This is a genomic window from Streptomyces sp. JH002 (assembly GCF_050916115.1).
GTDB classification, from domain to species: Bacteria; Actinomycetota; Actinomycetes; order Streptomycetales; family Streptomycetaceae; genus Streptomyces; species Streptomyces xiamenensis.
The window spans coordinates 5,272,733-5,295,710 of record NZ_CP087989.1 but is presented as its reverse complement, the minus strand read 5'-3'; the positions used below and the strand labels follow the sequence as shown (position 1 = coordinate 5,295,710).

The following is a 22,978-nucleotide window of genomic DNA, read 5'->3' as shown; positions in this document are numbered from 1 at the left end:
AGGAGCCCTGACGCAGGGTGAGCACCAAGCCGACCACCTCAGCCCTCGACTGGACCGAGTTGGACCAGCGGGCCGTCGACACCGTTCGTGTTCTGGCCATGGACGCCGTACAGAAGGTCGGGAACGGCCACCCCGGCACGGCGATGTCCCTGGCGCCCGCCGCCTATGTGCTGTTCCAGAAGCTGCTGCGGCACGACCCGTCCGAGCCGGACTGGACCGGCCGGGACCGTTTCGTGCTGTCCGTGGGTCACACCAGCCTCACGCTGTACATCCAGCTGTACCTGGCCGGGTACGGCCTGGAGCTGGAGGACCTGAAGTCCTTCCGTACCTGGGACAGCCGCACCCCGGGGCACCCCGAGCACGGGCACACCGTGGGTGTGGAGACCACCACCGGGCCGCTGGGCCAGGGCGTGGCGAACGCCGTGGGCATGGCGATGGCCGCCCGCTACGAGCGCGGCCTGTTCGACCCGGACGCCGCCCCCGGCACCTCCCCCTTCGACCACACCATCTGGGTGTTCGCGGGTGACGGCTGCCTGCAGGAAGGCGTCTCGGCCGAGGCCGCCTCGCTGGCCGGCCACCAGAAGCTCGGCAACCTCGTCCTGCTGTGGGACGACAATCACATCTCCATCGAGGGCGACACCGAGACGGCGATCTCCGAGGACACCCTGGCCCGCTTCGAGGCGTACGGCTGGCACATCCAGCGGGTCGCCCCGCTGGAGAACGGCGACCTGGACCCCAAGGCCGTGCACGAGGCGCTGCTCGCCGCCCAGGCGGTCACCGACCGGCCCTCCATCGTCGCCGCGCGCTCGATCATCGCCTGGCCCGCCCCGAACGCCCAGAACACCGAGGCCGCGCACGGCTCGGCGCTCGGCGCCGACGAGGTCGCGGCCACCAAGGAGCTCCTGGGCTTCGACCCGACCAAGACGTTCGAGGTCTCCGACGAGGTGATCGCCCACACCCGGGCGGCCACCGTAAGGGGGCAGCAGGCCCGCGCCGCCTGGGACGAGGAGCTCGCCGCCTGGCGCGAGGCCAACCCGGAGCGCGCCGCCGAGTTCGACCGCATCCGCGCCGCCCGGCTGCCCGAGGGCTGGGAGAAGGCCCTGCCGTCCTTCCCGGCCGGCAAGGACGTCGCCACCCGCAAGGCCTCCGGCAAGGTGCTCACCGAACTGGGCCCGGTCATCCCCGAACTGTGGGGCGGCTCCGCCGACCTGGCCGGCTCCAACAACACCACCATCGACGCGAGCTCGTCCTTCCTCCCGGCCGGCAACCCGCTGCCCGAGGCGGACCCGTACGGCCGCACCGTGCACTTCGGCATCCGCGAGCACGCCATGGGCTCCGCCATGAACGGCATCGCCCTGCACGGCAACACCCGCGTCTACGGCGGCACCTTCCTGGTGTTCTCCGACTACATGCGTCCCGCCGTCCGGCTGGCGGCCCTGATGCAGGCGCCCGTCACCTACGTGTGGACGCACGACTCGATCGGTCTCGGCGAGGACGGCCCGACCCACCAGCCGGTGGAGCACCTGTCCGCGCTGCGCGCCATCCCGGGCCTGAACATCGTGCGCCCGGCCGACGCGAACGAGACCGTGCTGGTGTGGCGCGAGATCCTGGAGCGGTACGCCACCCACCCGGCCCCGCACGGCCTCGCCCTCACCCGGCAGAACGTGCCCACCTACGCGCCGAACGAGAACACCGTGCGCGGGGGTTACATCCACACCGAGGCCGAGGGCGGCACCCCGCGCCTCATCCTCATCGGCACCGGCTCCGAGCTCCAGCTGGCGGTCGCCGCCCGCGAGGTGCTCCAGGCCGAGGGCATCCCCACCCGGGTGGTGTCGATGCCGTGCGTGGAGTGGTTCGAGGAGCAGGATCAGTCCTACCGCGACCATGTGCTGCTGCCGGTCGTGGCGGCCCGGGTCGCCGTGGAGGCCGGGGTCGGCCTCACCTGGTACCGCTACGTGGGCACCGCCGGGCGGATCGTTTCGCTGGAGCACTTCGGTGCGTCCGCCGACTACCAGACGCTCTACCGGGAGTTCGGGATCACCCCCGAGGCCGTCGCCCAGGCGGCCCGGGAATCCCTGGCCGCCGCAGAGCGCTGAGACAGACAGACAAGCAAGCAGGGGATGCGATTCTCATGACCGACGCACTCAAGCGACTCTCCGAGGAGGGTGTCGCGATCTGGCTGGACGACCTGTCGCGCAAGCGCATCACGTCCGGCGACCTCGGCGAACTGCTCGACCAGCAGCACGTCGTCGGGGTGACCACCAATCCGGCGATCTTCCAGAAGGCGATCTCCCAGGGCGACGGCTACGAGAGCCAGCTCGCCGACCTCGCCACCCGCAAGGTCACGGTCGAAGAGGCCGTCCGCATGATCACCACGGCCGACGTGCGCGACGCCGCCGACGTGCTGCGGCCGGTGTACGACGCGACTGACGGGCGCGACGGCCGGGTGTCCATCGAGGTGGACCCCCGCCTGGCGCACCACACCGAGGCGACCGTCGCCGAGGCCAAGCAGCTGGCGTGGCTGGTGGAGCGGCCCAACACGCTCATCAAGATCCCGGCCACCCGGGCCGGGCTGCCCGCCATCACCGAGACGATCGCCCTGGGCATCAGCGTCAACGTCACGCTGATCTTCTCCCTGGAGCGCTACCGCGAGGTGATGGACGCCTACCTGACCGGTCTGGAGCAGGCGAAGGCCAAGGGCCTGGACCTGTCGACGATCCACTCCGTGGCGTCCTTCTTCGTCTCCCGTGTCGACACCGAGATCGACAAGCGGCTGGCGGAGCTGGGCGGGGAGGCGGAGCAGCTGCGCGGCAAGGCCGCGGTGGCCAACGCGCGCCTCGCCTACCAGGCGTTCGAGGAAGTCACCGCCTCCGACCGCTGGGCCGCCCTGGCCAAGGCCGGCGCCAACGAGCAGCGTCCGCTGTGGGCCTCCACCGGTGTGAAGGACCCGTCCTACCCGGACACCCTGTACGTGACCGAGCTGGTCGCCCCCGGCACCGTGAACACCATGCCGGAGGCCACCCTCAAGGCCACCGAGGACCACGGGCGGATCACCGGCAACACCATCGCCGGCACCTACGAGCAGGCCCGCGCCGACCTGGACGCGCTCGCCGCCGCCGGCATCTCGTACGACGACGTCGTACGGCTGCTGGAGGAGGAGGGCGTGGAGAAGTTCGAGTCGGCGTGGACCGCGCTGCTCGACTCCACCCAGGCCGAACTCGAGCGGCTCGCCGGCGGGGAGGACTGAGCGACGGTGAGCGGCTCAGCTGCGAACGCGCCGGGCGCCGGGCAGACCCCCGGCGTCCGTGCCAACCCGCTGCGCACCCCGCAGGACCGGCGGCTCCCGCGTATCGCGGGGCCGTCGGGCCTGGTGATCTTCGGGGTCACCGGCGACCTTTCCCGCAAGAAGCTCATGCCGGCGGTGTACGACCTCGCCAACCGGGGGCTGCTGCCCCCGGGCTTCTCCCTGGTCGGGTTCGCCCGCCGGGACTGGGCGCACGAGGACTTCGCCCAGGTCGTCCACGACTCCGTGATGGAGCACGCCCGCACCCCCTTCCGTGAAGAGGTGTGGGAGCAGCTGGCCGAGGGCATGCGCTTCGTGCCCGGCACCTTCGACGACGACGTGGCGTTCGACACGCTGCGCACGACGATCGAGGAGCTGGACAAGGAGCGCGGCACCGGCGGCAACTTCGCCTTCTACCTCTCCGTACCGCCGAAGTTCTTCCCCACGGTGGTGCGTCAGCTCAAGAAGCACGGCCTGTCCGAGGGGCAGGGCGACAGCTGGCGGCGGGCGGTGATCGAGAAGCCGTTCGGGCACGATCTGGCCTCCGCGCAGGAGCTGAACGCGGTCGTGCACGATGTGTTCGCACCGCACGAGGTCTTCCGCATCGACCACTACCTGGGCAAGGAAACCGTCCAGAACATCATGGCGCTGCGGTTCGCCAACACCCTGTTCGAGCCGCTGTGGAACCGGTCGTACGTCGATCACGTGCAGATCACCATGGCCGAGGACATCGGCATCGGCGGCCGGGCCGGCTACTACGACGGCATCGGCTCGGCCCGTGACGTCATCCAGAACCACCTGCTCCAGCTGCTGGCGCTCACCGCGATGGAGGAGCCCTCGGGCTTCGACGCCGAGTCCCTGGTCGCCGAGAAGCTGAAGGTGCTCAGCGCCGTACGGCTGCCGCAGGACCTGGGCCGGCACACGGTGCGCGGCCAGTACACCGGCGGCTGGCAGGGCGGCCAGAAGGTGGCCGGCTATCTGGAGGAGGACGGCATCGACCCCAAGTCGGTGACCGACACCTACGCGGCGATCAAGCTGGAGATCGACAACCGGCGCTGGGCCGGGGTGCCGTTCTATCTGCGCACCGGCAAGCGTCTGGGCCGCCGGGTCACCGAGATCGCGGTGGTCTTCCAGCGCGCCCCGTACTCCCCCTTCGACGCCACCGACACCCAGGAGCTGCGCAACAACGCGCTGGTGATCCGGGTGCAGCCGGACGAGGGCGTCACCATCAGGTTCGGCTCCAAGGTGCCCGGCACCCAGATGGAGATCCGGGACGTGACGATGGACTTCGCTTACGGCGAGTCGTTCACGGAGTCCAGCCCCGAGGCGTACGAGCGGCTGATCCTGGACGTGCTGCTCGGGGACGCCAACCTGTTCCCGCGGCACCAGGAGGTGGAACGCTCCTGGGAGATCCTCGACCCGGTCGAGGAGTTCTGGGCCGCGCACGGCCGCCCCGAGCCGTACCCGGCGGGTACCTGGGGCCCGCAGGCGGCCGACGACATGCTCGCGCTCGACGGACGGAGCTGGCGGCGCCCATGAAGATCGACCTCACGGACACCACAGTCAGTCAGATCAACGCCGCCCTGGTCCGGGCGCGGCGCGCGACGGGAACCCCGGCGGTGGGCATAGTGCTGACCCTTGTCATCGTCACCGACGAGGGCAACCACTACGACGCCCTGAAGGCGGCCAGCGACGCGTCGACGGAGCACCCGTCGCGCATCCTGGTCGTCATCCGGCGCCCCGGGCGTTCCTCCCGGGACCGGGCCGGCGCGCATCTGGACGCTGAGGTGCGGGTCGGCGGGGAGACCGGCAGCGGGGAGACCGTACTGCTGCGGCTGCACGGCGAACTGTCGGCGCACGCCTACAGCGTGGTGCTGCCGCTGCTGCTGCCGGACGCCCCGGTGGTGGTGTGGTGGCCGCAGGACGCCCCGGCCCACCCGGAGCGCGATCTGCTGGGGACGCTGGCGCAGCGCCGCATCATGGACGCGGCCGCGACGGAGGACCCGGTGGCGGCGCTCGCGGCACGGGCTGAGGTCTACTCGCCGGGCGACACCGATCTGGCGTGGACCCGGATCACTCCCTGGCGCAGTGTGCTGGCGGCGGCGCTCGACCAGAAGCACGGCGCGATCAGCTCGGCCGCGGTGGAGGGCGAGAGCAACAGCCCCTCCACCGAGCTGCTGGCGCTGTGGCTGGCGCAGCGGCTCGGCGTCCCGGTGGAGCGGGTGGTGACACCCGGCCCCGGGATCACGGCGGTGCGGCTGCTCACCGAGGACGGCACGATCTGCCTGGACCGGCCCACCGGTTCGCTGGCGAAGCTGGCGGTGCCGGGGCAACCCGACCGCAGTGTGGCGCTGCACCGGCGCACCGTGGCGGAGCTGATCGCGGAGGAACTGCGGCGTCTGGACCCGGACGAGGCGTACGCGGACGCGCTGCGGTTCGGCGCGACGGCGGGAGCGCGGCAGTGACGGGCACCCCGCAGGTGGTCGTCCACCGCGACAAGGAACTGATGGCGCAGGCCGCCGCCGCCCGGCTGATCACGAAGATCGTGGACGCCCAGGCGGCGCGCGGCTCGGCGTCGGTGGTGCTGACCGGTGGCCGCAACGGCAACGGGCTGCTGGCGGCGCTGGCCGCGTCCCCCGCGCGGGACGCGGTGGACTGGGCGCGGCTGGATCTGTGGTGGGGGGACGAGCGTTTCCTGCCGACCGGGGATCCGGACCGCAACGAGGTGCAGGCGCGTGCGGCGCTGCTGGACCAGGTGCCGGTGGACCCGGCCCGGGTCCACCCGATGCCGGCCTCCGACGGCCCGTGGGGCAATGACGCGGAGGCAGCGGCCGAAGGGTACGCGGCGGAGCTGGCCACGGCGCGCGACGTGCTGAACCACGACACGGTGCCGCGCTTCGACGTGCTGCTGCTGGGTGTGGGCCCCGACACCCATGTGGCGTCGCTGTTCCCCGAGCATCCGGCACTGCACGAGAGGGAACGTCCGGTGGTGGCGGTGCACGGTGCTCCCAAGCCGCCGCCCACCCGGATCTCCCTCACCCTGCCGGCGATCCGCACCGCACGTGAGGTGTGGCTGCTGGCGGCGGGCGAGGACAAGGCGGAGGCGGCGCGGATCGCGCTGTCGGGACCGGGCGAGCTACAGGCACCGGCGGCGGGCGCGTACGGGCACAGCCGCACCCTGTGGCTCCTGGACCGCGCGGCGGCCTCGGCGCTGCCGCCCCAGCTGTACCCGCCGGCGATGGCCTGACCAGGCCGCCGCCGGCGGGCGCCGGGGGCGGGGGCTCAACGCCCGCGCAGCTCCCGGTACCTGCTGACGAGGGCCCCGGTCGAGGCGTCGAGTCCCGGCACCTCGGCCCCCTCGGTGAGGGCGGGCTCCACGCGCTTGGCGAGGACCTTGCCCAGCTCGACTCCCCACTGGTCGAAGGAGTCGATGTCCCAGATGGCGCCCTGGACGAACACCTTGTGCTCGTACAGGGCGATCAGCTGTCCCAGGACGGACGGGGACAGCTCGGTGGCCAGGATCGTCGTGGTGGGCCGGTTCCCCGGGAACGTCCGGTGCGGCACCAGTTCCTCGGCGACGCCTTCCTCCCGCACCTCCTCGGCGGTCTTGCCGAAGGCCAGCGCCTGACCCTGCGCGAAGAGATTGGCCATCAGCAGGTCGTGCTGGGCGGCGAGATCGGGCGCCAGCTCGGCCACCGGCCGGGCGAACCCGAGCAGATCGGCCGGGATCAGCTTCGTGCCCTGGTGCAGCAGCTGGAAGTAGGCGTGCTGGCCGTTGGTGCCCGGCGTGCCCCACACCACGGGCCCGGTCTGCCAGCTCACCGGCTCGCCCTGACGGTCCACCCGCTTGCCGTTGGACTCCATGTCCAGCTGCTGGAGGTAGGCGGTGAACTTCGACAGGTAGTGGCTGTACGGCAGCACGGCATGGGACTGCGCGTCGTGGAACGCCCCGTACCAGACCCCCAGCAGACCCAGCAGCAGCGGTACGTTCTCCTCCGCCGGCGCCGTGCGGAAGTGCTCGTCGACCAGGTGGAATCCGCCGAGCATCTCGCGGAACCGCTCGGGGCCGATCGCGATCATCAGGGAGAGACCGATCGCCGAGTCGTAGGAGTACCGGCCGCCGACCCAGTCCCAGAACTCGAACATGTTGTCGGTGTCGATGCCGAACTCCGCCACCTTGCCGGCGTTGGTCGACACGGCGACGAAGTGCTTGGCGACCGCGTCCGCGTCCCCGCCCAGCCCGTCGAGCAGCCACCCGCGCGCCGAGGTGGCGTTGGTGATGGTCTCGATGGTGGTGAAGGTCTTCGAGGCGACGATGAACAGGGTCCGCGCCGGATCGAGATCCCGCACCGCCTCGTGCAGATCCGCACCGTCGACGTTGGAGACGAACCGGAAGCCGATGTCCCGCGCCGTGAACGGCCGCAGCGCCTCGTACGCCATCGCGGGCCCCAGATCGGAGCCGCCGATGCCGATGTTGACGACAGTGGTGATCCGCTCCCCGGTGTGCCCCCTCCACTCGCCCGAGCGCACCCGGTCCGCGAAGCCGGCCATCTTGTCGAGGACGGCGTGCACGGCCGGGACCACGTTCTCGCCGTCGACCTCGATCACCGCGTCCCGGGGCGCGCGCAGCGCGGTGTGCAACACGGCCCGGTCCTCGGTGGTGTTGATGCGCTCGCCCCGGAACATGGCGTCCCGCAGCTCGGCGACCCCCCGGGCTGCGGCCAGTTCGCGCAGCAGCCGCAGGGTCTCATCGGTCACCAGCTGCTTGGAGAAGTCCACATGGAGATCCCCGACGGGGAGAGCGAGCCGCTCGGCCCGCTCCGGGTCCTTGGCGAACAGCTCCCGGAGCGAGACCTCTCCCAGCGCCTCCCGATGCTCCCCGAGCGCCCGCCACTCACCCGTACGGTCCACCCTGCCACGATGCTCACCGGCGTTGTTGTTCTCTGTCACTCCTCACAAGCTAGTCGATCCCCGCACCACGCGAGGCGGCACCCGTCCGTGTGCTCGCCCCTTCATGTGAAGCCGGAGTTCGCGGGAACCGGTAGCACAGGCGGCCACTGGGCGGCCTCGCGCGCCGCGTGGAGAGGGAACCCGCCGCCCTCGACGGGGAGGCCGGGCACAGCGCGGGAGAGGTCCGGGAGGGGGCCGTTCCGATCGGCGGCCGGGGCGATACCGGAGAGCGGCACCTCAGCGGGATCGCCGCTGAAGTGCTCCCGGGGGAAGGTGACATCGGCGGCGGCCTCATGAGCCGCTCCGTCACGCGGGTCACACGGAGCGCCGAGGGTGACCCGCCCCCGGACAACGATCCGCCCGTTCTCGTTTCCGGCCGTCACCGCGTACGCCGCGGGGTTCTCCGCCGGCTCATGGGCCGCCACGGGATTCTGCGGGGTGGTGATCTTCCCGTGGTAGACGCGGACCTCCGGGGCTTGCGGGCGCTCCCCCGCACTCGCCGGGACGGCGAGCAGGCCGAGCGACATCGCCGCGCCCAGCAGAAATACCCCTAACGAGCGGGCGATCATGCCCCCACGCGCCCCATACGTCACACGCCGCGACCACATGGCTCAAGATCGTAAAAGATGATCACCGCACGCGTCCATGCCGTGAGGCTGCGGTGACCCACCGTACGCTCACAGCGGAATCGGTGGGTGGTGTCAGATCTCGCCGCGCAGTTTCGCCAGGGCCTCCGCCAGGATGGCCTCGCCGTCCGCCGCGCTGCGGCGTTCGCGGACGTAGGCCAGGTGGGTCTTGTACGGCTCCGTACGCGGCGGGGCCGGCGGGGCCTCGCGTTCCGGGCCGGCCGGGAAGCCGCAGCGCTGGCAGTCCCAGGTGTCCGGGATCTGGGCGTCGCTGGCGAAGCTCGGCTGTGTCTCGTGTCCGTTGGCGCACCAGAAGGAGACCCGCAGCCGCGGAGCGGATTCGCCCCGCTCTGCCTCGCCCATGGGCCCCGCGCCGACCCGGCTGCCCCGGATCGCGTTGCCACCTGCCACTGTCGTAACTCCCTGCCTCACTACACGTGCTAAGAAGTCGCCTCAGTCTATGCAAGGCTCAACGCACGTCCAGTGCCCGAGTTACGAGGGATCGCGGACCGTCCCCGCTCGCGCGGGGACGTGCGGTGGTTCAGGACTTCATCTGCAGACCGAGCAGCACGATGATCACAAACCAGGCGAGCCCGACGATCACGGTGATCCGGTCAAGGTTGCGTTCGGCGACCGACGAACCGCCCACCGAGGACTGCATGCCGCCACCGAACATGTCGGAGAGGCCGCCGCCCTTTCCCTTGTGCATGAGCACAAGCAGCCCCAAGAGGAAGCTGAAGACGATCAGGGCGATCTGGAGCGCCAATTCCACGACTGGGACCAACTCTCTCGGACGGATGGACACACACAATGTACAGGGCATCGGGGGCCGGGTGGAGACGTGGGACGTCACCGGTCCGGCCCCCGGACAGGGTATCGCTAGTGCACGGCCGAACCGTTACTGATCGCGGAACCGCACGATCTTGGTGAACTCGTCGGAGTCCAGCGCCGCACCGCCCACCAGGGCGCCGTCCACATCGGGCTGCGCCATGATCGCGGCCACGTTGCCGGACTTCACCGAGCCGCCGTACTGGATGCGGACCCCGTCCGCCAGGTCGGCGTTGTAGAGCTCGGCCAGCCGGGCACGGATCGCCCCGCACACCTCCTGGGCGTCGTCGGGGGTGGCCACCTCGCCGGTGCCGATGGCCCACACGGGCTCGTAGGCCACCACAATGGTCGCCGCCTGCTCCGCGGGGACATCCTTGAGCGCGCCGTCCAGCTGGGCCAGCGTGTGGGCGACCTGGCCGCCGGCCTTGCGGACCTCCAGGCCCTCTCCCACGCACAGGATCGGGGTGAGGCCGTGCCGGTAGGCGGCCTGGACCTTGGCGTTGCAGGTGGCGTCGTCCTCGCCGTGGTACTGCCGGCGCTCGGAGTGGCCGATCACCACGTACGTGCAGTTCAGCTTGGCGAGCATCGCGCCGGAGATCTCCCCGGTGTACGCGCCGGAGTCGTGCGCCGAGACGTCCTGGGCGCCGTACTTGATCTTCAGCTTGTCGCCGTCGACCAGCGTCTGTACCGAGCGCAGATCGGTGAAGGGCGGCAGCACGGCCACCTCCACCGCGGCGAAGTCCTTGTCCGACAGGCCGAAGGCCAGCTTCTGGACCTGGGCGATGGCCTCGAGGTGATTGAGGTTCATCTTCCAGTTGCCCGCCATCAACGGGGTACGTGCCATGGTTCAGTCCTCCAGTGCGGCGAGGCCGGGGAGGGTCTTGCCCTCCAGGTATTCGAGGCTGGCGCCGCCTCCGGTCGAGATGTGGCCGAACGCCGTCTCGTCGAAGCCGAGGATGCGCACCGCCGCGGCCGAGTCACCGCCACCGACCACGGTGAAGGCGGGCGAGTCCAGCAGCGCCTGGGTGACCCCGCGGGTTCCCGCCGCGAAGTCCGGGTGTTCGAAGACACCCATCGGGCCGTTCCAGAAGACGGTGGCGGCGTCGGCGAGCTTGGCCGCGTACAGCTCGGTGGTGCGCGGGCCGATGTCCAGGCCCAGACCGCCGGCCGGGATGGCGTCGGCCGGCACCACGGTGGGGTGCGCGGGCGCCTTGGTGGCCAGGTCGGGGAACTCCTTGGCCACGACCACGTCCACCGGCAGCACGAACTCCACGCCGCGCTCGGCGGCCCGGCGCAGATACTCGCGCACCACGGGGAGCTGGTCCTCCTGGAGGAGCGAGGCGCCGACCTCGTGGCCCTGGGCCTTGAGGAAGGTGAACACCATGCCGCCGCCGATCAGGATCCGGTCGGCGCGCTCCAGCAGGTGGTCGATGACTCCGAGCTTGTCGGAGACCTTGGCGCCGCCGAGTACCACCGCGTAGGGGCGGCGGACGTCCTCGGTGAGCTGCTTCAGCACACCCACCTCGGTGGCGATCAGCCCGCCGGCGGCGTGCGGCAGCCGGGCCGGGAGGTCGTACACGGAGGCGTGCTTGCGGTGCACGGCGCCGAAGCCGTCCCCGACGTACGCGTCCGCGAGCCCCGCCAGCTGCTCGGCGAAGGCGCCGCGCTCGGCGTCGTCCTTGCTGGTCTCGCCGGGGTTGAAGCGCAGGTTCTCCAGCAGTGCCACCTGGCCGTCTGCCAGGCCCGCCACGGTGGCACGCGCGCTCTCGCCGACCGTGTCGGAGGCGAACGCGACCGGCCCGCCGAGCAGTTCACCGAGCCGGGCGGCGACCGGAGCCAGCGAGAAGGCCGGGTCCGGGGCGCCCTTGGGGCGGCCGAGGTGGGAGGCGACGATCACCTTGGCGCCGGCCTCGGCCAGCTTCCGGATCGTCGGAACGGCGGCCCTGATGCGGCCGTCGTCGGTGATCTTCCCGCTCTCCAGCGGGACGTTCAGATCGGCGCGGACGAAGACCCGCCGCCCGGCGACCTCAAGATCGTCAATCGTCTTCATACGTGTGATGCGCTCCTCGTGAGGGCGGGCCCGTGCCGCTCCGGGGCGGCCGGGACCGCACGCACAGGGCCCGCGACGCGCGTGGTGCGCGGCTCGCGGGCCCTGGCTGCGTGCCGGACCGGTGCCTGTGGAAGGGCCGGTGCCCGTACGACCGCTGTGGCCCTGACCGTGGGAACGGTCAGCGGGTCACAGGCGGTCGCCGACGTAGACGGTCAGGTCGACGAGGCGGTTGGAGTAGCCCCACTCGTTGTCGTACCAGCCGACAACCTTGACCTGGTTGCCCTGGACCATGGTGAGCTGCGCGTCGAAGGTGCAGGACGCGGGCCAGTTCACGATGTCCGAGGAGACGATGGCGTCCTCGGTGTACTCGAGGATGCCCTTCAGCTCGCCGGAGGCGGCGGCCTGGAAGGCGGCGTTGACCTCCTCGACGGTGACCTCACGGTCCAGGTCCACGACCAGGTCGGTGACCGAGCCGGTGGGGACCGGCACGCGCATCGAGATGCCGTCCAGCTTGCCCTTGAGCTGCGGGAGCACCAGGGCGGTGGCCTTGGCTGCACCCGTGCTGGTCGGGATGATGTTGATCGCGGCGGCCCGGGCCCGGCGGGGGTCGCTGTGCGGGAAGTCCAGGATCCGCTGGTCGTTGGTGTACGCGTGGATCGTGGTCATCAGACCCTTGACGATGCCGAAGCTCTCGTCCAGGACCTTCGCCATCGGCGCCACACAGTTGGTGGTGCAGGAGGCGTTGGAGATGATGTCGTGCTGCGCCGGGTCGTACGCGTCCTGGTTGACGCCCAGGACCACGGTCACGTCCTCGTTCTTCGCCGGGGCGGAGATCAGGACCTTCTTGGCGCCGGCGGCCAGGTGCTTGGCGGCGTCCTCACGCTTGGTGAAGATGCCGGTGGACTCGATCACGATGTCGGCGCCCAGCTCGGCCCACGGCAGGTTCGCCGGGTCGCGCTCCGCCAGGGTCTTGAAGGTCTGGTTGCCCACCGTGATGGTGTCCTCGGTGTGGCTCACCTCTTCCTTGAGGCGGCCGAGGATGCTGTCGTACTTCAGCAGATGAACCAGGGTGGCGTTGTCGGTCAGGTCGTTGACGCCAACGACCTGAACATCTGCACCCTGCTCAAGGAGCGCGCGGAAGTAGTTGCGGCCGATACGGCCAAAGCCGTTGATTCCTACGCGGATCGTCACGAACCGATCTCCTCGTTGGTACGCCGGATGCGGATTCCGGCGATGCTGTATGGGACGTCCCCGACCTCTTCCGACCCTACCGCGCCCGGATCCAAGCGGTGACATCGGCCGGGGACAGGCGGCGGGATCGGGTGCCCGACGGCACCACGGGTGCGGCTCAGCCGACCATCTCCTCGGTGAGGTTGGACTCGGTGCCCGGCACGCCCAGGTCCTGGGCGCGCTTGTCGGCCATCGCCAGCAGCCGGCGGATCCGGCCGGCGACCGCGTCCTTGGTCAGCGGCGGGTCGGCCAGCGCCCCCAACTCCTCCAGGGAAGCCTGCTTGTGCTCCATGCGCAGCCGGCCGGCCGCCGCCAGGTGCTCGGGCACCTCCTCGCCCAGGATCTCCAGGGCGCGCTGCACGCGGGCCCCGGCCGCCACCGCGGCGCGGGCCGAACGGCGCAGATTGGCGTCGTCGAAGTTGGCCAGCCGGTTGGCGGTGGCCCGCACCTCGCGCCGCATCCGGCGCTCCTCCCAGGCCAGCACCGACTCGTGCGCGCCGAGCCGGGTCAACAGGGCGCCGATCGCGTCACCGTCCCGGACGACGACGCGGTCCACACTGCGCACCTCGCGCGCCTTGGCGGCGATCTGGAGCCGGCGGGCGGCGCCCACCAGGGCCAGCGCCGCCTCCGGCCCCGGGCAGGTGACCTCCAGGGAGGAGGACCGGCCGGGCTCGGTGAGCGAACCGTGGGCCAGGAACGCGCCGCGCCAGGCGGCCTCCGCGTCGCAGGTCGCCCCGGAGACCACCTGCGGCGGCAGCCCGCGGATGGGACGGCCGCGGCCGTCCACCAGACCGGTCTGCCGGGCCAGCTGATCGCCGCCGGCCACCACGCGCACCACATAGCGGCTGCCGCGCCGCAGCCCGCCCGGGGCCATCACCACCAGATCGGAGGAGTGTCCGAAGATCTCCAGGATGTCCCGGCGCAGCCGGCGGGCGGCGATTCCGGTGTCCAGCTCCGCCTCGATCACAATCCGCCCGCTGACCAGGTGCAGGCCGCCGGCGAACCGCAGGACCGACGACACCTCCGACTTGCGGCAGCAGGTGCGGGTGACGGGGAGCCGTGAGATCTCGTCCTTCACCGCGGCCGTCATCGCCATGGGCCGATCCTTCCATGCATACGAAAAATACGGTCATACGCGGCGGCCAGCAGCTCCGGGTCGTGCCGTGCGGAACCGCCGCCGGTCAGCGGGTCACCGGCGGCGGCCACCGGGGCCAGCTGGACCGAAGCCCCCAGCCGCTCGGCGGCCAGACTCAGGCTTTCCTGGTCGGGCACCGCTGCCCGGTCGGCCAGCACCACGTCAAAGGCGAGTTTAGGGGCGTGTTGTACCAAAACCTCCACATGACGCTGCGGGGAGAAGCCATCAGTTTCCCCGGGCTGCGGTGCGAGGTTGAGCGAGAGCACCCGGCGGGCCTTGGTACGGCTGAGGGCGTCCAGCAGTTCGGGGACCAGCAGATGGGGGATCACCGAGGAGAACCACGAACCCGGGCCCAGGATCACCCAGTCCGCGTCGAGGACGGCCTGCACCGCCTCGGGGACGGCCGGCGGGTCGTGCGGCACCAGGACCACCTGGAGCACCTCGCCCGGGGTCAGCGCGACGGTGGCCTGGCCCCGTACCCGGCTGAGCGCCTGCGGCCGGCCGCTCTCGTGGCCGCGTACCAGCGCCTCCAGTTCCAGCGGCACGGCCGACATCGGCAGCACCCGGCCGTGCGCGCCCAGCAGTTTGCCGACCAGGTCGAGGGCCTGGACGTGATCGCCCAGCTGTTCCCACAGCGCGACGATCAGCAGGTTGCCGACCGCGTGGTCGTGCAGGGCGCCCTCGCTCTTGAACCGGTGCTGGACGACCTCGGACCAGGTGCGGCCCCAGTCGTCGTCGCCGCACAGCGCGGCCAGGGCCTTGCGCAGGTCGCCCGGGGGCAGGACGCCCAGCTCGTCGCGGAGCCGGCCGCTGGAGCCACCGTCGTCGGCGACGGTGACCACGGCGGTGAGATCACCGGTGATGCGGCGCAGCGCGGTGAGTGAGGCGGACAGCCCCATGCCGCCGCCCAGGGCGACCACCTTGGGCTGGGCGCCGCGCCGCGGGGCACGGCCGGTGCGGCCGGCCCGCCGCATGACGGTGCGACGGTGCTCGGGGTCCCGGCCCTGCCGGGCGGCCTTTCGTGGCATGTTATTCGCGCCCCATGTCCCGGTGTACGACGACGGTTTCGATGCCTTCGGCGGCGAGCACCTTGGCCAGCCGTTCGGAGACGGCCACCGAGCGGTGCTTTCCGCCGGTGCAGCCGACCGCGATGGTCACATAGCGCTTGCCCTCACGACGGTAGCCGGTGGCCACCAGGTGCAGCAGTTCGGCGTAGCGCTCCAGGAACTCCTTGGCGCCGGGCTGGTCGAAGACGTAGCCGGCGACCTGCTCGCTGGTGCCGGTGAAGGGCCGCAGTTCGGGGACCCAGTGCGGGTTGGGCAGGAAGCGGCAGTCCACGACGTGGTCGGCGTCCACCGGCAGGCCGTACTTGTAGCCGAAGGACATGACGGTGGCGCGCAGTTCCGGCTCGTCACCGCTGGTGAACTGGGCGTCCATCTTGGCGCGCAGTTCGTGGACGTTGAGGTTGGAGGTGTCGATCACCAGGTCGGCGTCGCCGCGCAGTTCGCGCAGCAGGTCGCGTTCGGCCTCGATGCCGTCCACGATCCGGCCGTCGCCCTGGAGGGGGTGCGGGCGGCGGACGGACTCGAAGCGCTGGACGAGGGCGTTGTCGGACGCCTCCAGGAAGACGATGCGCCGGGTGACGGACTTGGCGTCGAGGTCGGCCAGGGATTCCCGGAGGCTGTCGAAGAAGCTGCGGCCGCGGACGTCCACGACCACGGCGATCCGGGCGACGTTGCCCTGGGAGCGTGCGCCGAGGTCGACCATGGTGGGGATCAGGGACGGCGGCAGGTTGTCGACCACGAACCAGCCGAGGTCTTCCAGGCACTTGGCGGCGGTGCTGCGGCCGGCCCCCGACATGCCCGAGATGATCACCAGTTCGGGAGTGGGACCACTCTCCTCACTGGCGGTGACGGTCCCGTTGACGGTGGGTTCCGGCTGTTCTTCGGTTCTGCTGTGTTCGCTCATGATCTCTCTTCCCCCGCCGTTGTGTGGTGTGTGGGTGATGTGGTGCGGGTGGTACGGGGTGGGGCGGGTGGACGTGACGCCCCCGGCCTGTGGCCGGACGGCGCACCCCGGGGGCGGACCGCTCAGTCCTCGATGATCTCGCCGGTGGCCGTGTTGACGGCCGGGGCGGCCGGGCCGCCCTCGGCGAGCGCGGCGAGCACCGTCTCCGCGGTTTTCCGGCCTATGCCGGGAACCTCGCAGATCTCCTCCACGGAGGCGGTGCGCAGCCGCTTGACGGAGCCGAAGTGCTTCAGCAGCGCCTTCTTGCGGGTCTCGCCGAGGCCGGGGACCGCGTCCAGTGGCCCCTTCCTCATCGATTGTGCCCGTTTGCCGCGCTGATAGCGGATGGCGAAACGGTGCGCCTCGTCGCGCACCCGCTGGAGGAGGTAGAGCCCCTCGCTGGTGCGGGGCAGGATGACGGGGTCGCTGTCGCCGGGCAGCCAGACCTCTTCGAGCCGCTTGGCGAGGCCGCACACGGCCACGTCGTCGATGCCCAGCTCGTCCATGGCGCGCCGGGCGGCGGCCACCTGGGGGGCGCCGCCGTCGACGACGACGAGCTGCGGCGGGTACGCGAAGCGCTTGGGGCGGCCGTCCTCCTCACGGTGGGCGTCCTCGCGGGGAGTCTCCTCGTGGGGAGTCTCCTCACTCCGGGGCTCCCCGTGGACGGCCTCTCCCGGCCGCACGCCGGCACCCTCGACCTCGCCGTTCCCGTTCCCGTTCCCGTTCGCCTCGCCCTCGGGGGACTCCTCGACCCAGCCGCCGCTCTTCTCCTTCTCCCGCAGGTAGCGGCGGAAGCGGCGCGAGATCACCTCGTGCATCGCGCGGACATCGTCCTGTCCGGCGAAGCTCTTGATCTGGAAGCGGCGGTACTCGCTCTTGCGGGCCAGGCCGTCCTCGAAGACGACCATGGAGGCGACCACGTCCTCGCCCTGGAGGTGGGAGATGTCGAAGCACTCGATGCGCAGCGGCGCCGAATCCAGGCCGAGTGCCTCGCTGATCTCCTCCAGGGCCCGGGAGCGGGTGGTCAGGTCGGAGGCCCGCTTGGTCTTGTGCAGGGCGAGCGCCTGCTGCGCGTTGCGCTGCACCGTGGCCATGAGGTCCTTCTTGTCGCCGCGCTGCGGAACGCGCAGGCTGACCCGGGAGCCGCGCCGTTCGCCGAGCCAGTCGGTGAGCGCCGCCTCAGCCTCGGGCAGGACGGGGACCAGAACCTCGCGGGGGACGCCACCGGTGCCGCCGGCGCCGGCCTCGTCCCCCCACTCCTCGCCGTACAGCTGCTGGAGCGCGTGCTCGACGAGCTGCGGGGTGGCGACGTGTTCGACCTTGTCGGTGACCCAGCCGCGCTGGCCGCGCACCCGGCCGCCACGGACGTGGAAGATCTGGACGGCGGCCTCCAGCTCGTCCTCGGCGACGGCGATGAGGTCGGCGTCGGTGGCGTCGGCGAGGACGACGGCGTTCTTCTCCATGGCGCGCCGCAGCGCTTCGATGTCGTCGCGCAGCCGGCCCGCCCGCTCGTACTCCATGTCCTCGGCGGCCTCGTGCATCTCGGCTTCCAGCCTGCGCAGGTAGGTGCCGGTGCGGCCGGCCATGAAGTCGCAGAATTCCTCGGCGAGTTGGCGGTGCTCCTCGGGGCTGACCCGGCCGACGCAGGGGGCCGAGCACTTGTCGATGTAGCCCAGCAGGCAGGGACGGCCGATCTGGTGGGCGCGCTTGAAGACCCCGGCGGAGCAGGTGCGTACGGGGAAGACCCGCAGCAGCAGATCGACGGTCTCGCGGATGGCCCAGGCGTGCCCGTAGGGGCCGAAGTACCGTACGCCCTTGCGCTTGGGCCCGCGCATGACCTGGGCGCGGGGGAACTCCTCGTTCATGGTGACGGCGAGCGAGGGGTAGCTCTTGTCGTCGCGGTACTTGACGTTGAAGCGGGGGTCGTACTCCTTGATCCAGGTGTACTCCAGCTGGAGCGCCTCCACCTCGGTGGCGACCACGGTCCACTCCACGGAGGCGGCGGTGGTCACCATGGTGGCGGTGCGCGGGTGCAGTCCCGTGAGGTCCTGGAAGTAGGAGGACAGCCGCGGCCGCAGGCTTTTGGCCTTGCCGACGTAGATGACCCGGCCGTGCTGGTCGCGGAAGCGGTAGACGCCCGGGTCTTCGGGGATCTCGCCCGGCTTCGGGCGGTAGCTGGAGGGGTCGGCCATGTGCGTAACCCTACTGCCGGGCACCGACACTTCATGGTCACCGGGCGGCCGTGCGAGGTGGCCGGTACCTACCAGCCGCGCTCGCGCCAGGCGGGCAGCTGGGGGCGTTCGGCACCCAGGGTGGTGTCGGCGCCGTGACCCGGGTAGACCCAGGTCTCATCCGGAAGGGTGGCGAACAGCCGGGTCTCCACGTCGTGCAGGAGGGCGGCGAACGCGGCCGGGTCGCCGTGGGTGTTGCCGACGCCGCCGGGGAAGAGGCTGTCACCGGTGAACAGGTGCGGGTGGCCGTCGGGGTCGTCGTAGACCAGCGCCACGGAGCCGGGGGTGTGGCCGGCGAGGCGGCGTGCGGTGAGTTCGATGTCACCGAAGGTGAGGGTGTCGCCGTCGTCCAGCGGGACGTCGGTGGGCACCGGGATGCCCTCGGCGTCGGGGCGCCCGGCGTAGGTGGTGGCGCCGGTGGCGGCGACGACCTCGGCGAGGGCTCCCCAGTGGTCGCCGTGCCGGTGGGTGGTGACGACGGCGGTGATGCCGTCGTCACCGATGAGCTCCAGGAGGGTGGCGGGCTCGGCGGCGGCGTCGACGAGCAGCTGGGCGCCGGTGGCCCGGCAGCGCAGCAGGTAGGCGTTGTTGTTCATGGGGCCGACCGCCGCCTTGGAGATGATCAGGCGGGCCAGCTCGTGGGCGTCCGCCGGCCCGCCGACCGTGACATTTCCGGTGTACGACATGGCGGTCAGTGTGTCAGAGCGGGGGCAGGACGGGGAGCGTGCCGCCGCTGGTGGTGAGGCCGGAGCCGGTGGTGCGGCCCGAGAGCCAGCCGACGAGAGCGGTGGGGGCGCCGGCCACCACGACGCGGACGCCGTCGTGTCCTCCGCTGTACCAGCTGCGCCCGTCCTCGGCACGCAGGTCGAGGGGCGGCAGGTCCTGATGTCCGGCGAACCGGCGGGTGAGGTAGTCCACGGTACGGTCGGTGAAGGTGCCGGGGAGCCGGTCGATGGTGTGCCCGATGCCGAGGTCGACGTGGTGCAGCTCGATCTCCACCCAGCGGCGCAGCGGCAGGGCGGAGAGCCGGTCGCGGACGCCGTTGCGCAGTTCGGCGGTGGCCTGCCAGCGCTCGGCGGGCAGCGCCTCGAAGGCGTCGGCGAGCCGGGCGGCGCTGTCGCGCACGTCGGCGAGCTGCTCGGCGGCGGGCCGTGCCGCGCCGCGCTCGATGTCGGCGTCCCTGGCCTCCTCGTCCGGGTACATGGGACGGCCGGCGAGCACGTTGCCGAGGGCGTCGGCGTTGCGGGCCAGGTGCGTGGTGAGGTGGCCGCGGGTCCAGCCGGGCAGCTGGGAGAGTGCGGCGAGGTCCGCGTCGTCCAGGGCGTCGAGGGCGGTCAGCAGGCGCCGGGTGGCGTCCCGCAGACCGATGAGGTCACCGGTGGGCTTCGTCATGATCACACGCTATCCGGGTCCACTCCTTCGAGTGAAGATGGCGATATCCGCCCGGTAATCGAACGCACGTGCTATAGGCTGGTTCGGTGCCGCTGGAGGCCGTATCGGCCTTGCTTCATTCCGCCGCCCCTACTCTTGGACGGGGGTGCTCCGTGCGCCATGGGGTCCCCGTTCTTCACACGAAAGGTGCCATCCGCGTGGCCGACCGGCTCACCGTTCGCGGAGCTCGCGAACACAACCTCAAGAATGTCTCGCTCGACCTGCCGCGCGATGCCCTGATCGTCTTCACCGGCCTGTCGGGCTCGGGCAAGTCGTCCCTGGCCTTCGACACGATCTTCGCCGAGGGCCAGCGCCGCTACGTCGAGTCGCTGTCCGCGTACGCCCGGCAGTTCCTGGGCCAGATGGACAAGCCCGACGTGGACTTCATCGAGGGCCTGTCCCCGGCGGTGTCCATCGACCAGAAGTCCACCTCGCGCAACCCGCGCTCGACGGTGGGCACCATCACCGAGGTCTACGACTACCTGCGGCTGCTGTTCGCCCGCATCGGCAAGCCGCACTGCCCCGAGTGCGGCCGGCCCATCGCCCGCCAGTCCCCGCAGGCCATCGTGGACAAGGTGCTGGCGCTGGAGGAGGGCAGCCGCTTCCAGGTGCTCTCACCGCTGGTGCGCGAGCGCAAGGGCGAGTTCGTCGATCTCTTCTCCGACCTGCAGACCAAGGGCTACAGCCGGGCCCGGGTGGACGGCGCCACCATCCAGCTCGCGGAGCCCCCCAAGCTGAAGAAGCAGGAGAAGCACACCATCGAGGTGGTCGTCGACCGGCTCACCGTCAAGGACAGCGCCAAGCGGCGGCTGACCGACTCCGTGGAGACGGCGCTCGGCCTGTCCGGCGGCATGGTGGTGCTCGACTTCGTCGACCTCCCGGAGGACGACCCCCAGCGCGAACGGATGTTCTCCGAGCATCTGTACTGCCCGTACGACGATCTCTCCTTCGAGGAGCTGGAGCCGCGCTCCTTCTCCTTCAACTCCCCCTTCGGCGCCTGCCCCGAGTGCACCGGCATCGGCACCCGGATGGAGGTCGACCCGGAGCTGATCATCCCGGACCCGGAGAAGTCCCTGGAAGAGGGCGCCATCCACCCGTGGTCCCACGGCCACACCCGCGGCTACTTCCACCACCTCATCGCCGCCCTGGGCGACGCCCTGAGCTTCCGCACCGACGTGCCCTGGGAAGCGCTGCCGCAGCGCGCCAAGAAGGCCCTGCTCAACGGCCACCGCACCAAGATCGAGGTCCGCTACGAGAACCGGCACGGCCAGGAGCGGGCCTACGCCACCGCCTTCGAGGGCGTCATCCCCTTCCTGCGCCGCCGCTACGCGGAGGCCGACACCGACGCCGGGCGCGAGCGGTTCGAGGGCTACATGCGCGAGGCGCCCTGCCCCGCCTGCCACGGCACCCGGCTCAAGCCCCTGGTGCTGGCCGTCACCGTGCAGGGCAAGTCCATCGCCGAGGTCTCGGCGATGTCCATCAGCGAGTGCTCCGACTTCCTGCGCGGCATGAAGCTGGACGCCCGGGAGAAGGCCATCGCCGAGCGGGTCCTCAAGGAGGTCAACGAGCGGCTGCGGTTCCTGGTCGACGTCGGCCTGGACTACCTCTCCCTCAACCGCGCCGCGGGGTCGCTCTCCGGCGGCGAGGCGCAGCGCATCCGGCTGGCCACCCAGATCGGCTCGGGCCTGGTCGGGGTGCTCTACGTCCTGGACGAGCCGTCCATCGGTCTGCACCAGCGCGACAACCACCGGCTGATCGAGACCCTGGTGCGGCTGCGCGACCTGGGCAACACCCTGATCGTCGTCGAGCACGACGAGGACACCATCAAGACCTCCGACTGGGTGGTGGACATCGGTCCCGGGGCCGGCGAGCACGGCGGCAAGGTCGTGCACAGCGGCCCGCTGGCGGAGCTGCTGACCAACGAGGAGTCGATCACCGGCCAGTACCTCACCGGTGCCCGTTCCATCCCGATGCCCGAGGTACGGCGCCCGGCCGACCCCAAGCGCCGGCTGACCGTGCACGGCGCCCGGCAGCACAACCTGAAGAACGTCGACGTGAGCTTCCCGGTCGGGGTGCTCACCGCGGTCACCGGAGTCTCCGGGTCCGGCAAGTCCACGCTGGTCAACGACATCCTCTACACCCACCTGGCGCGCGAGCTGAACCGCGCCAAGGCGGTGCCCGGGCGGCACACCCGGGTCACCGGCGACGACCTCGTCGACAAGGTGGTGCACGTCGACCAGTCGCCGATCGGCCGCACCCCGCGTTCCAACCCGGCGACGTACACCGGTGTCTTCGACCACGTCCGCAAGCTGTTCGCGGAGACGATGGAGGCCAAGGTCCGCGGCTATCTGCCGGGCCGCTTCTCGTTCAACGTGAAGGGCGGCCGCTGCGAGAACTGCTCGGGCGACGGCACCATCAAGATCGAGATGAACTTCCTGCCGGACGTCTACGTCCCGTGCGAGGTCTGCCACGGCGCCCGGTACAACCGGGAGACGCTGGAGGTGCACTACAAGGGCAAGTCCATCGCCGAGGTGCTGGACATGCCCATCGAGGAGGCCATGGACTTCTTCGAGGCGGTGCCGGCCATCTCCCGTCATCTGCGCACCCTCAACGACGTGGGCCTGGGCTACGTACGGCTGGGGCAGCCCGCCACCACGCTCTCCGGCGGCGAGGCGCAGCGCGTCAAGCTGGCCTCCGAGCTGCAGCGGCGCTCCACCGGCAGCACCGTCTACGTGCTGGACGAGCCGACCACCGGGCTGCACTTCGAGGACATCCGGCGGCTCATCGAGGTGCTCTCCGGCCTCGTGGACAAGGGCAACACGGTGATCGTCATCGAGCACAACCTCGATGTCATCAAGACCGCCGACTGGGTCGTGGACATGGGCCCCGAAGGCGGGTACGGCGGCGGCACCGTCGTCGCGGAGGGCACCCCCGAGGAGGTGGCGGCCGTCCCGGCCAGCCACACGGGGAAGTTCCTGCGCGAGGTGCTGGGCGACCGGTTCAGCGACGCCACCCCGGCGCGGCGCACCACCCGGAAGAAGGCGCCGGCCAAGAAGGCCGCGGCCGGGCGGAAGAGCACCGCCAAGAAGTAGGCCGTCCGGCTCCGTTCACCGGAGTTCGCCGGAAATTGGCGGCGCCGCACTGGTGCGGCGCCGCCTCCCTTGGAACGCTGAGGCACCCGATGCCGACGCGTCCGAGGGAGTCCTG

At 71.2% G+C, this 22,978-nt stretch carries 19 protein-coding genes; 6 read left to right on the top strand and 13 right to left on the bottom strand.

Annotation, left to right across the window (positions count from 1 at the left end; translation table 11 throughout):
- Positions 1-17: 17 nt before the first annotated feature.
- The 5 genes from tkt to pgl are packed head-to-tail and all read left to right on the top strand — an operon-like array spanning position 18 to position 6,530.
- Positions 18-2,096: a transketolase gene (gene tkt, locus H7827_RS24260; RefSeq protein ID WP_432747336.1), complete on the top strand. Its 2,079-nt coding sequence runs from the start codon at positions 18-20 to the stop codon at positions 2,094-2,096.
- A 35-nt stretch (positions 2,097-2,131) separates the two neighbouring features.
- The gene (gene tal / locus H7827_RS24255; RefSeq protein WP_432747335.1) at positions 2,132-3,247 is read left to right on the top strand and encodes a transaldolase; all 1,116 of its coding nucleotides are present in this window, start codon (positions 2,132-2,134) and stop codon (positions 3,245-3,247) included.
- 6 nt (positions 3,248-3,253) lie between these two features.
- Positions 3,254-4,822, top strand: a complete 1,569-nt coding sequence (gene zwf, locus H7827_RS24250; RefSeq protein WP_200368014.1) for a glucose-6-phosphate dehydrogenase — start codon at positions 3,254-3,256, stop codon at positions 4,820-4,822.
- Entirely contained in the window at positions 4,819-5,748 is a 930-nt protein-coding gene (gene opcA / locus H7827_RS24245; protein ID WP_432747334.1) for a glucose-6-phosphate dehydrogenase assembly protein OpcA, read from the top strand. Before zwf ends, opcA begins: the two co-directional genes overlap by 4 nt.
- Positions 5,745-6,530, top strand: coding sequence for a 6-phosphogluconolactonase (gene pgl, locus H7827_RS24240; RefSeq protein WP_432747333.1), 786 nt, complete (start codon positions 5,745-5,747; stop codon positions 6,528-6,530). The genes opcA and pgl overlap by 4 nt, the downstream gene beginning before the upstream one ends.
- Positions 6,531-6,565: 35 nt before the next feature.
- Here pgl and pgi read toward each other — a convergent pair whose 3' ends face one another.
- The 13 genes from pgi to H7827_RS24175 form a co-directional block, all read right to left on the bottom strand.
- Positions 6,566-8,194: a glucose-6-phosphate isomerase gene (gene pgi / locus H7827_RS24235; protein ID WP_432748051.1), complete on the bottom strand. Its 1,629-nt coding sequence runs from the start codon at positions 8,192-8,194 to the stop codon at positions 6,566-6,568.
- A gap of 101 nt (positions 8,195-8,295) precedes the next feature.
- Positions 8,296-8,841 (bottom strand): hypothetical protein, encoded by a 546-nt coding sequence (locus tag H7827_RS24230; RefSeq protein ID WP_432747332.1) that lies wholly within the window; start codon positions 8,839-8,841, stop codon positions 8,296-8,298.
- A gap of 93 nt (positions 8,842-8,934) precedes the next feature.
- Positions 8,935-9,270: an RNA polymerase-binding protein RbpA gene (locus H7827_RS24225; RefSeq protein WP_019433819.1), complete on the bottom strand. Its 336-nt coding sequence runs from the start codon at positions 9,268-9,270 to the stop codon at positions 8,935-8,937.
- 130 nt (positions 9,271-9,400) lie between these two features.
- Positions 9,401-9,625, bottom strand: a complete 225-nt coding sequence (gene secG / locus H7827_RS24220) for a preprotein translocase subunit SecG (protein ID WP_375878650.1) — start codon at positions 9,623-9,625, stop codon at positions 9,401-9,403.
- Between the two features lie 132 nt (positions 9,626-9,757).
- Positions 9,758-10,531, bottom strand: coding sequence for a triose-phosphate isomerase (tpiA, locus tag H7827_RS24215; protein ID WP_386540949.1), 774 nt, complete (start codon positions 10,529-10,531; stop codon positions 9,758-9,760).
- Positions 10,532-10,534: 3 nt separating this feature from the next.
- The gene (locus H7827_RS24210) at positions 10,535-11,737 is read right to left on the bottom strand and encodes a phosphoglycerate kinase (protein WP_030733994.1); all 1,203 of its coding nucleotides are present in this window, start codon (positions 11,735-11,737) and stop codon (positions 10,535-10,537) included.
- Positions 11,738-11,923: 186 nt separating this feature from the next.
- A complete protein-coding gene (gap, locus tag H7827_RS24205) occupies positions 11,924-12,928 on the bottom strand; it encodes a type I glyceraldehyde-3-phosphate dehydrogenase (protein ID WP_030733997.1) in 1,005 nt (334 codons plus the stop codon).
- A 157-nt stretch (positions 12,929-13,085) separates the two neighbouring features.
- Entirely contained in the window at positions 13,086-14,063 is a 978-nt protein-coding gene (whiA, locus tag H7827_RS24200; RefSeq protein WP_030734000.1) for a DNA-binding protein WhiA, read from the bottom strand.
- The gene (locus H7827_RS24195; RefSeq protein WP_432748050.1) at positions 14,054-15,076 is read right to left on the bottom strand and encodes a gluconeogenesis factor YvcK family protein; all 1,023 of its coding nucleotides are present in this window, start codon (positions 15,074-15,076) and stop codon (positions 14,054-14,056) included. Before H7827_RS24195 ends, whiA begins: the two co-directional genes overlap by 10 nt.
- Before the next feature lie 55 nt (positions 15,077-15,131).
- On the bottom strand, positions 15,132-16,070 hold the full coding sequence (rapZ, locus tag H7827_RS24190) for an RNase adapter RapZ (protein WP_030734006.1): 939 nt from the start codon (positions 16,068-16,070) through the stop codon (positions 15,132-15,134).
- A 122-nt stretch (positions 16,071-16,192) separates the two neighbouring features.
- A complete protein-coding gene (gene uvrC, locus H7827_RS24185) occupies positions 16,193-18,301 on the bottom strand; it encodes an excinuclease ABC subunit UvrC (RefSeq protein WP_432747331.1) in 2,109 nt (702 codons plus the stop codon).
- A 68-nt stretch (positions 18,302-18,369) separates the two neighbouring features.
- A complete protein-coding gene (locus tag H7827_RS24180; protein ID WP_432747330.1) occupies positions 18,370-19,026 on the bottom strand; it encodes an MBL fold metallo-hydrolase in 657 nt (218 codons plus the stop codon).
- A 13-nt stretch (positions 19,027-19,039) separates the two neighbouring features.
- On the bottom strand, positions 19,040-19,732 hold the full coding sequence (locus tag H7827_RS24175; protein WP_432747329.1) for a maleylpyruvate isomerase family mycothiol-dependent enzyme: 693 nt from the start codon (positions 19,730-19,732) through the stop codon (positions 19,040-19,042).
- Positions 19,733-19,929: 197 nt separating this feature from the next.
- Between H7827_RS24175 and uvrA the strand changes: the two genes are divergently transcribed.
- Positions 19,930-22,863, top strand: a complete 2,934-nt coding sequence (uvrA, locus tag H7827_RS24170) for an excinuclease ABC subunit UvrA (protein ID WP_046723005.1) — start codon at positions 19,930-19,932, stop codon at positions 22,861-22,863.
- Positions 22,864-22,978: the final 115 nt, after the last annotated feature.

Bases quoted from the DNA above. Each gene is read 5' to 3' on its own strand.
- H7827_RS24230 (WP_432747332.1), bottom strand. From the start codon at position 8,841: ATGTGGTCGCGGCGTGTGACGTATGGGGCGCGTGGGGGCATGATCGCC.
- H7827_RS24175 (WP_432747329.1), bottom strand. From the start codon at position 19,732: ATGACGAAGCCCACCGGTGACCTCATCGGTCTGCGGGACGCCACCCGG.
- opcA (WP_432747334.1), top strand. From the start codon at position 4,819: ATGAAGATCGACCTCACGGACACCACAGTCAGTCAGATCAACGCCGCC.
- H7827_RS24210 (WP_030733994.1), bottom strand. From the start codon at position 11,737: ATGAAGACGATTGACGATCTTGAGGTCGCCGGGCGGCGGGTCTTCGTC.
- rapZ (WP_030734006.1), bottom strand. From the start codon at position 16,070: ATGAGCGAACACAGCAGAACCGAAGAACAGCCGGAACCCACCGTCAAC.
- H7827_RS24195 (WP_432748050.1), bottom strand. From the start codon at position 15,076: ATGCGGCGGGCCGGCCGCACCGGCCGTGCCCCGCGGCGCGGCGCCCAG.
- whiA (WP_030734000.1), bottom strand. From the start codon at position 14,063: ATGGCGATGACGGCCGCGGTGAAGGACGAGATCTCACGGCTCCCCGTC.
- tpiA (WP_386540949.1), bottom strand. From the start codon at position 10,531: ATGGCACGTACCCCGTTGATGGCGGGCAACTGGAAGATGAACCTCAAT.
- uvrC (WP_432747331.1), bottom strand. From the start codon at position 18,301: ATGGCCGACCCCTCCAGCTACCGCCCGAAGCCGGGCGAGATCCCCGAA.
- tal (WP_432747335.1), top strand. From the start codon at position 2,132: ATGACCGACGCACTCAAGCGACTCTCCGAGGAGGGTGTCGCGATCTGG.
- H7827_RS24180 (WP_432747330.1), bottom strand. From the start codon at position 19,026: ATGTCGTACACCGGAAATGTCACGGTCGGCGGGCCGGCGGACGCCCAC.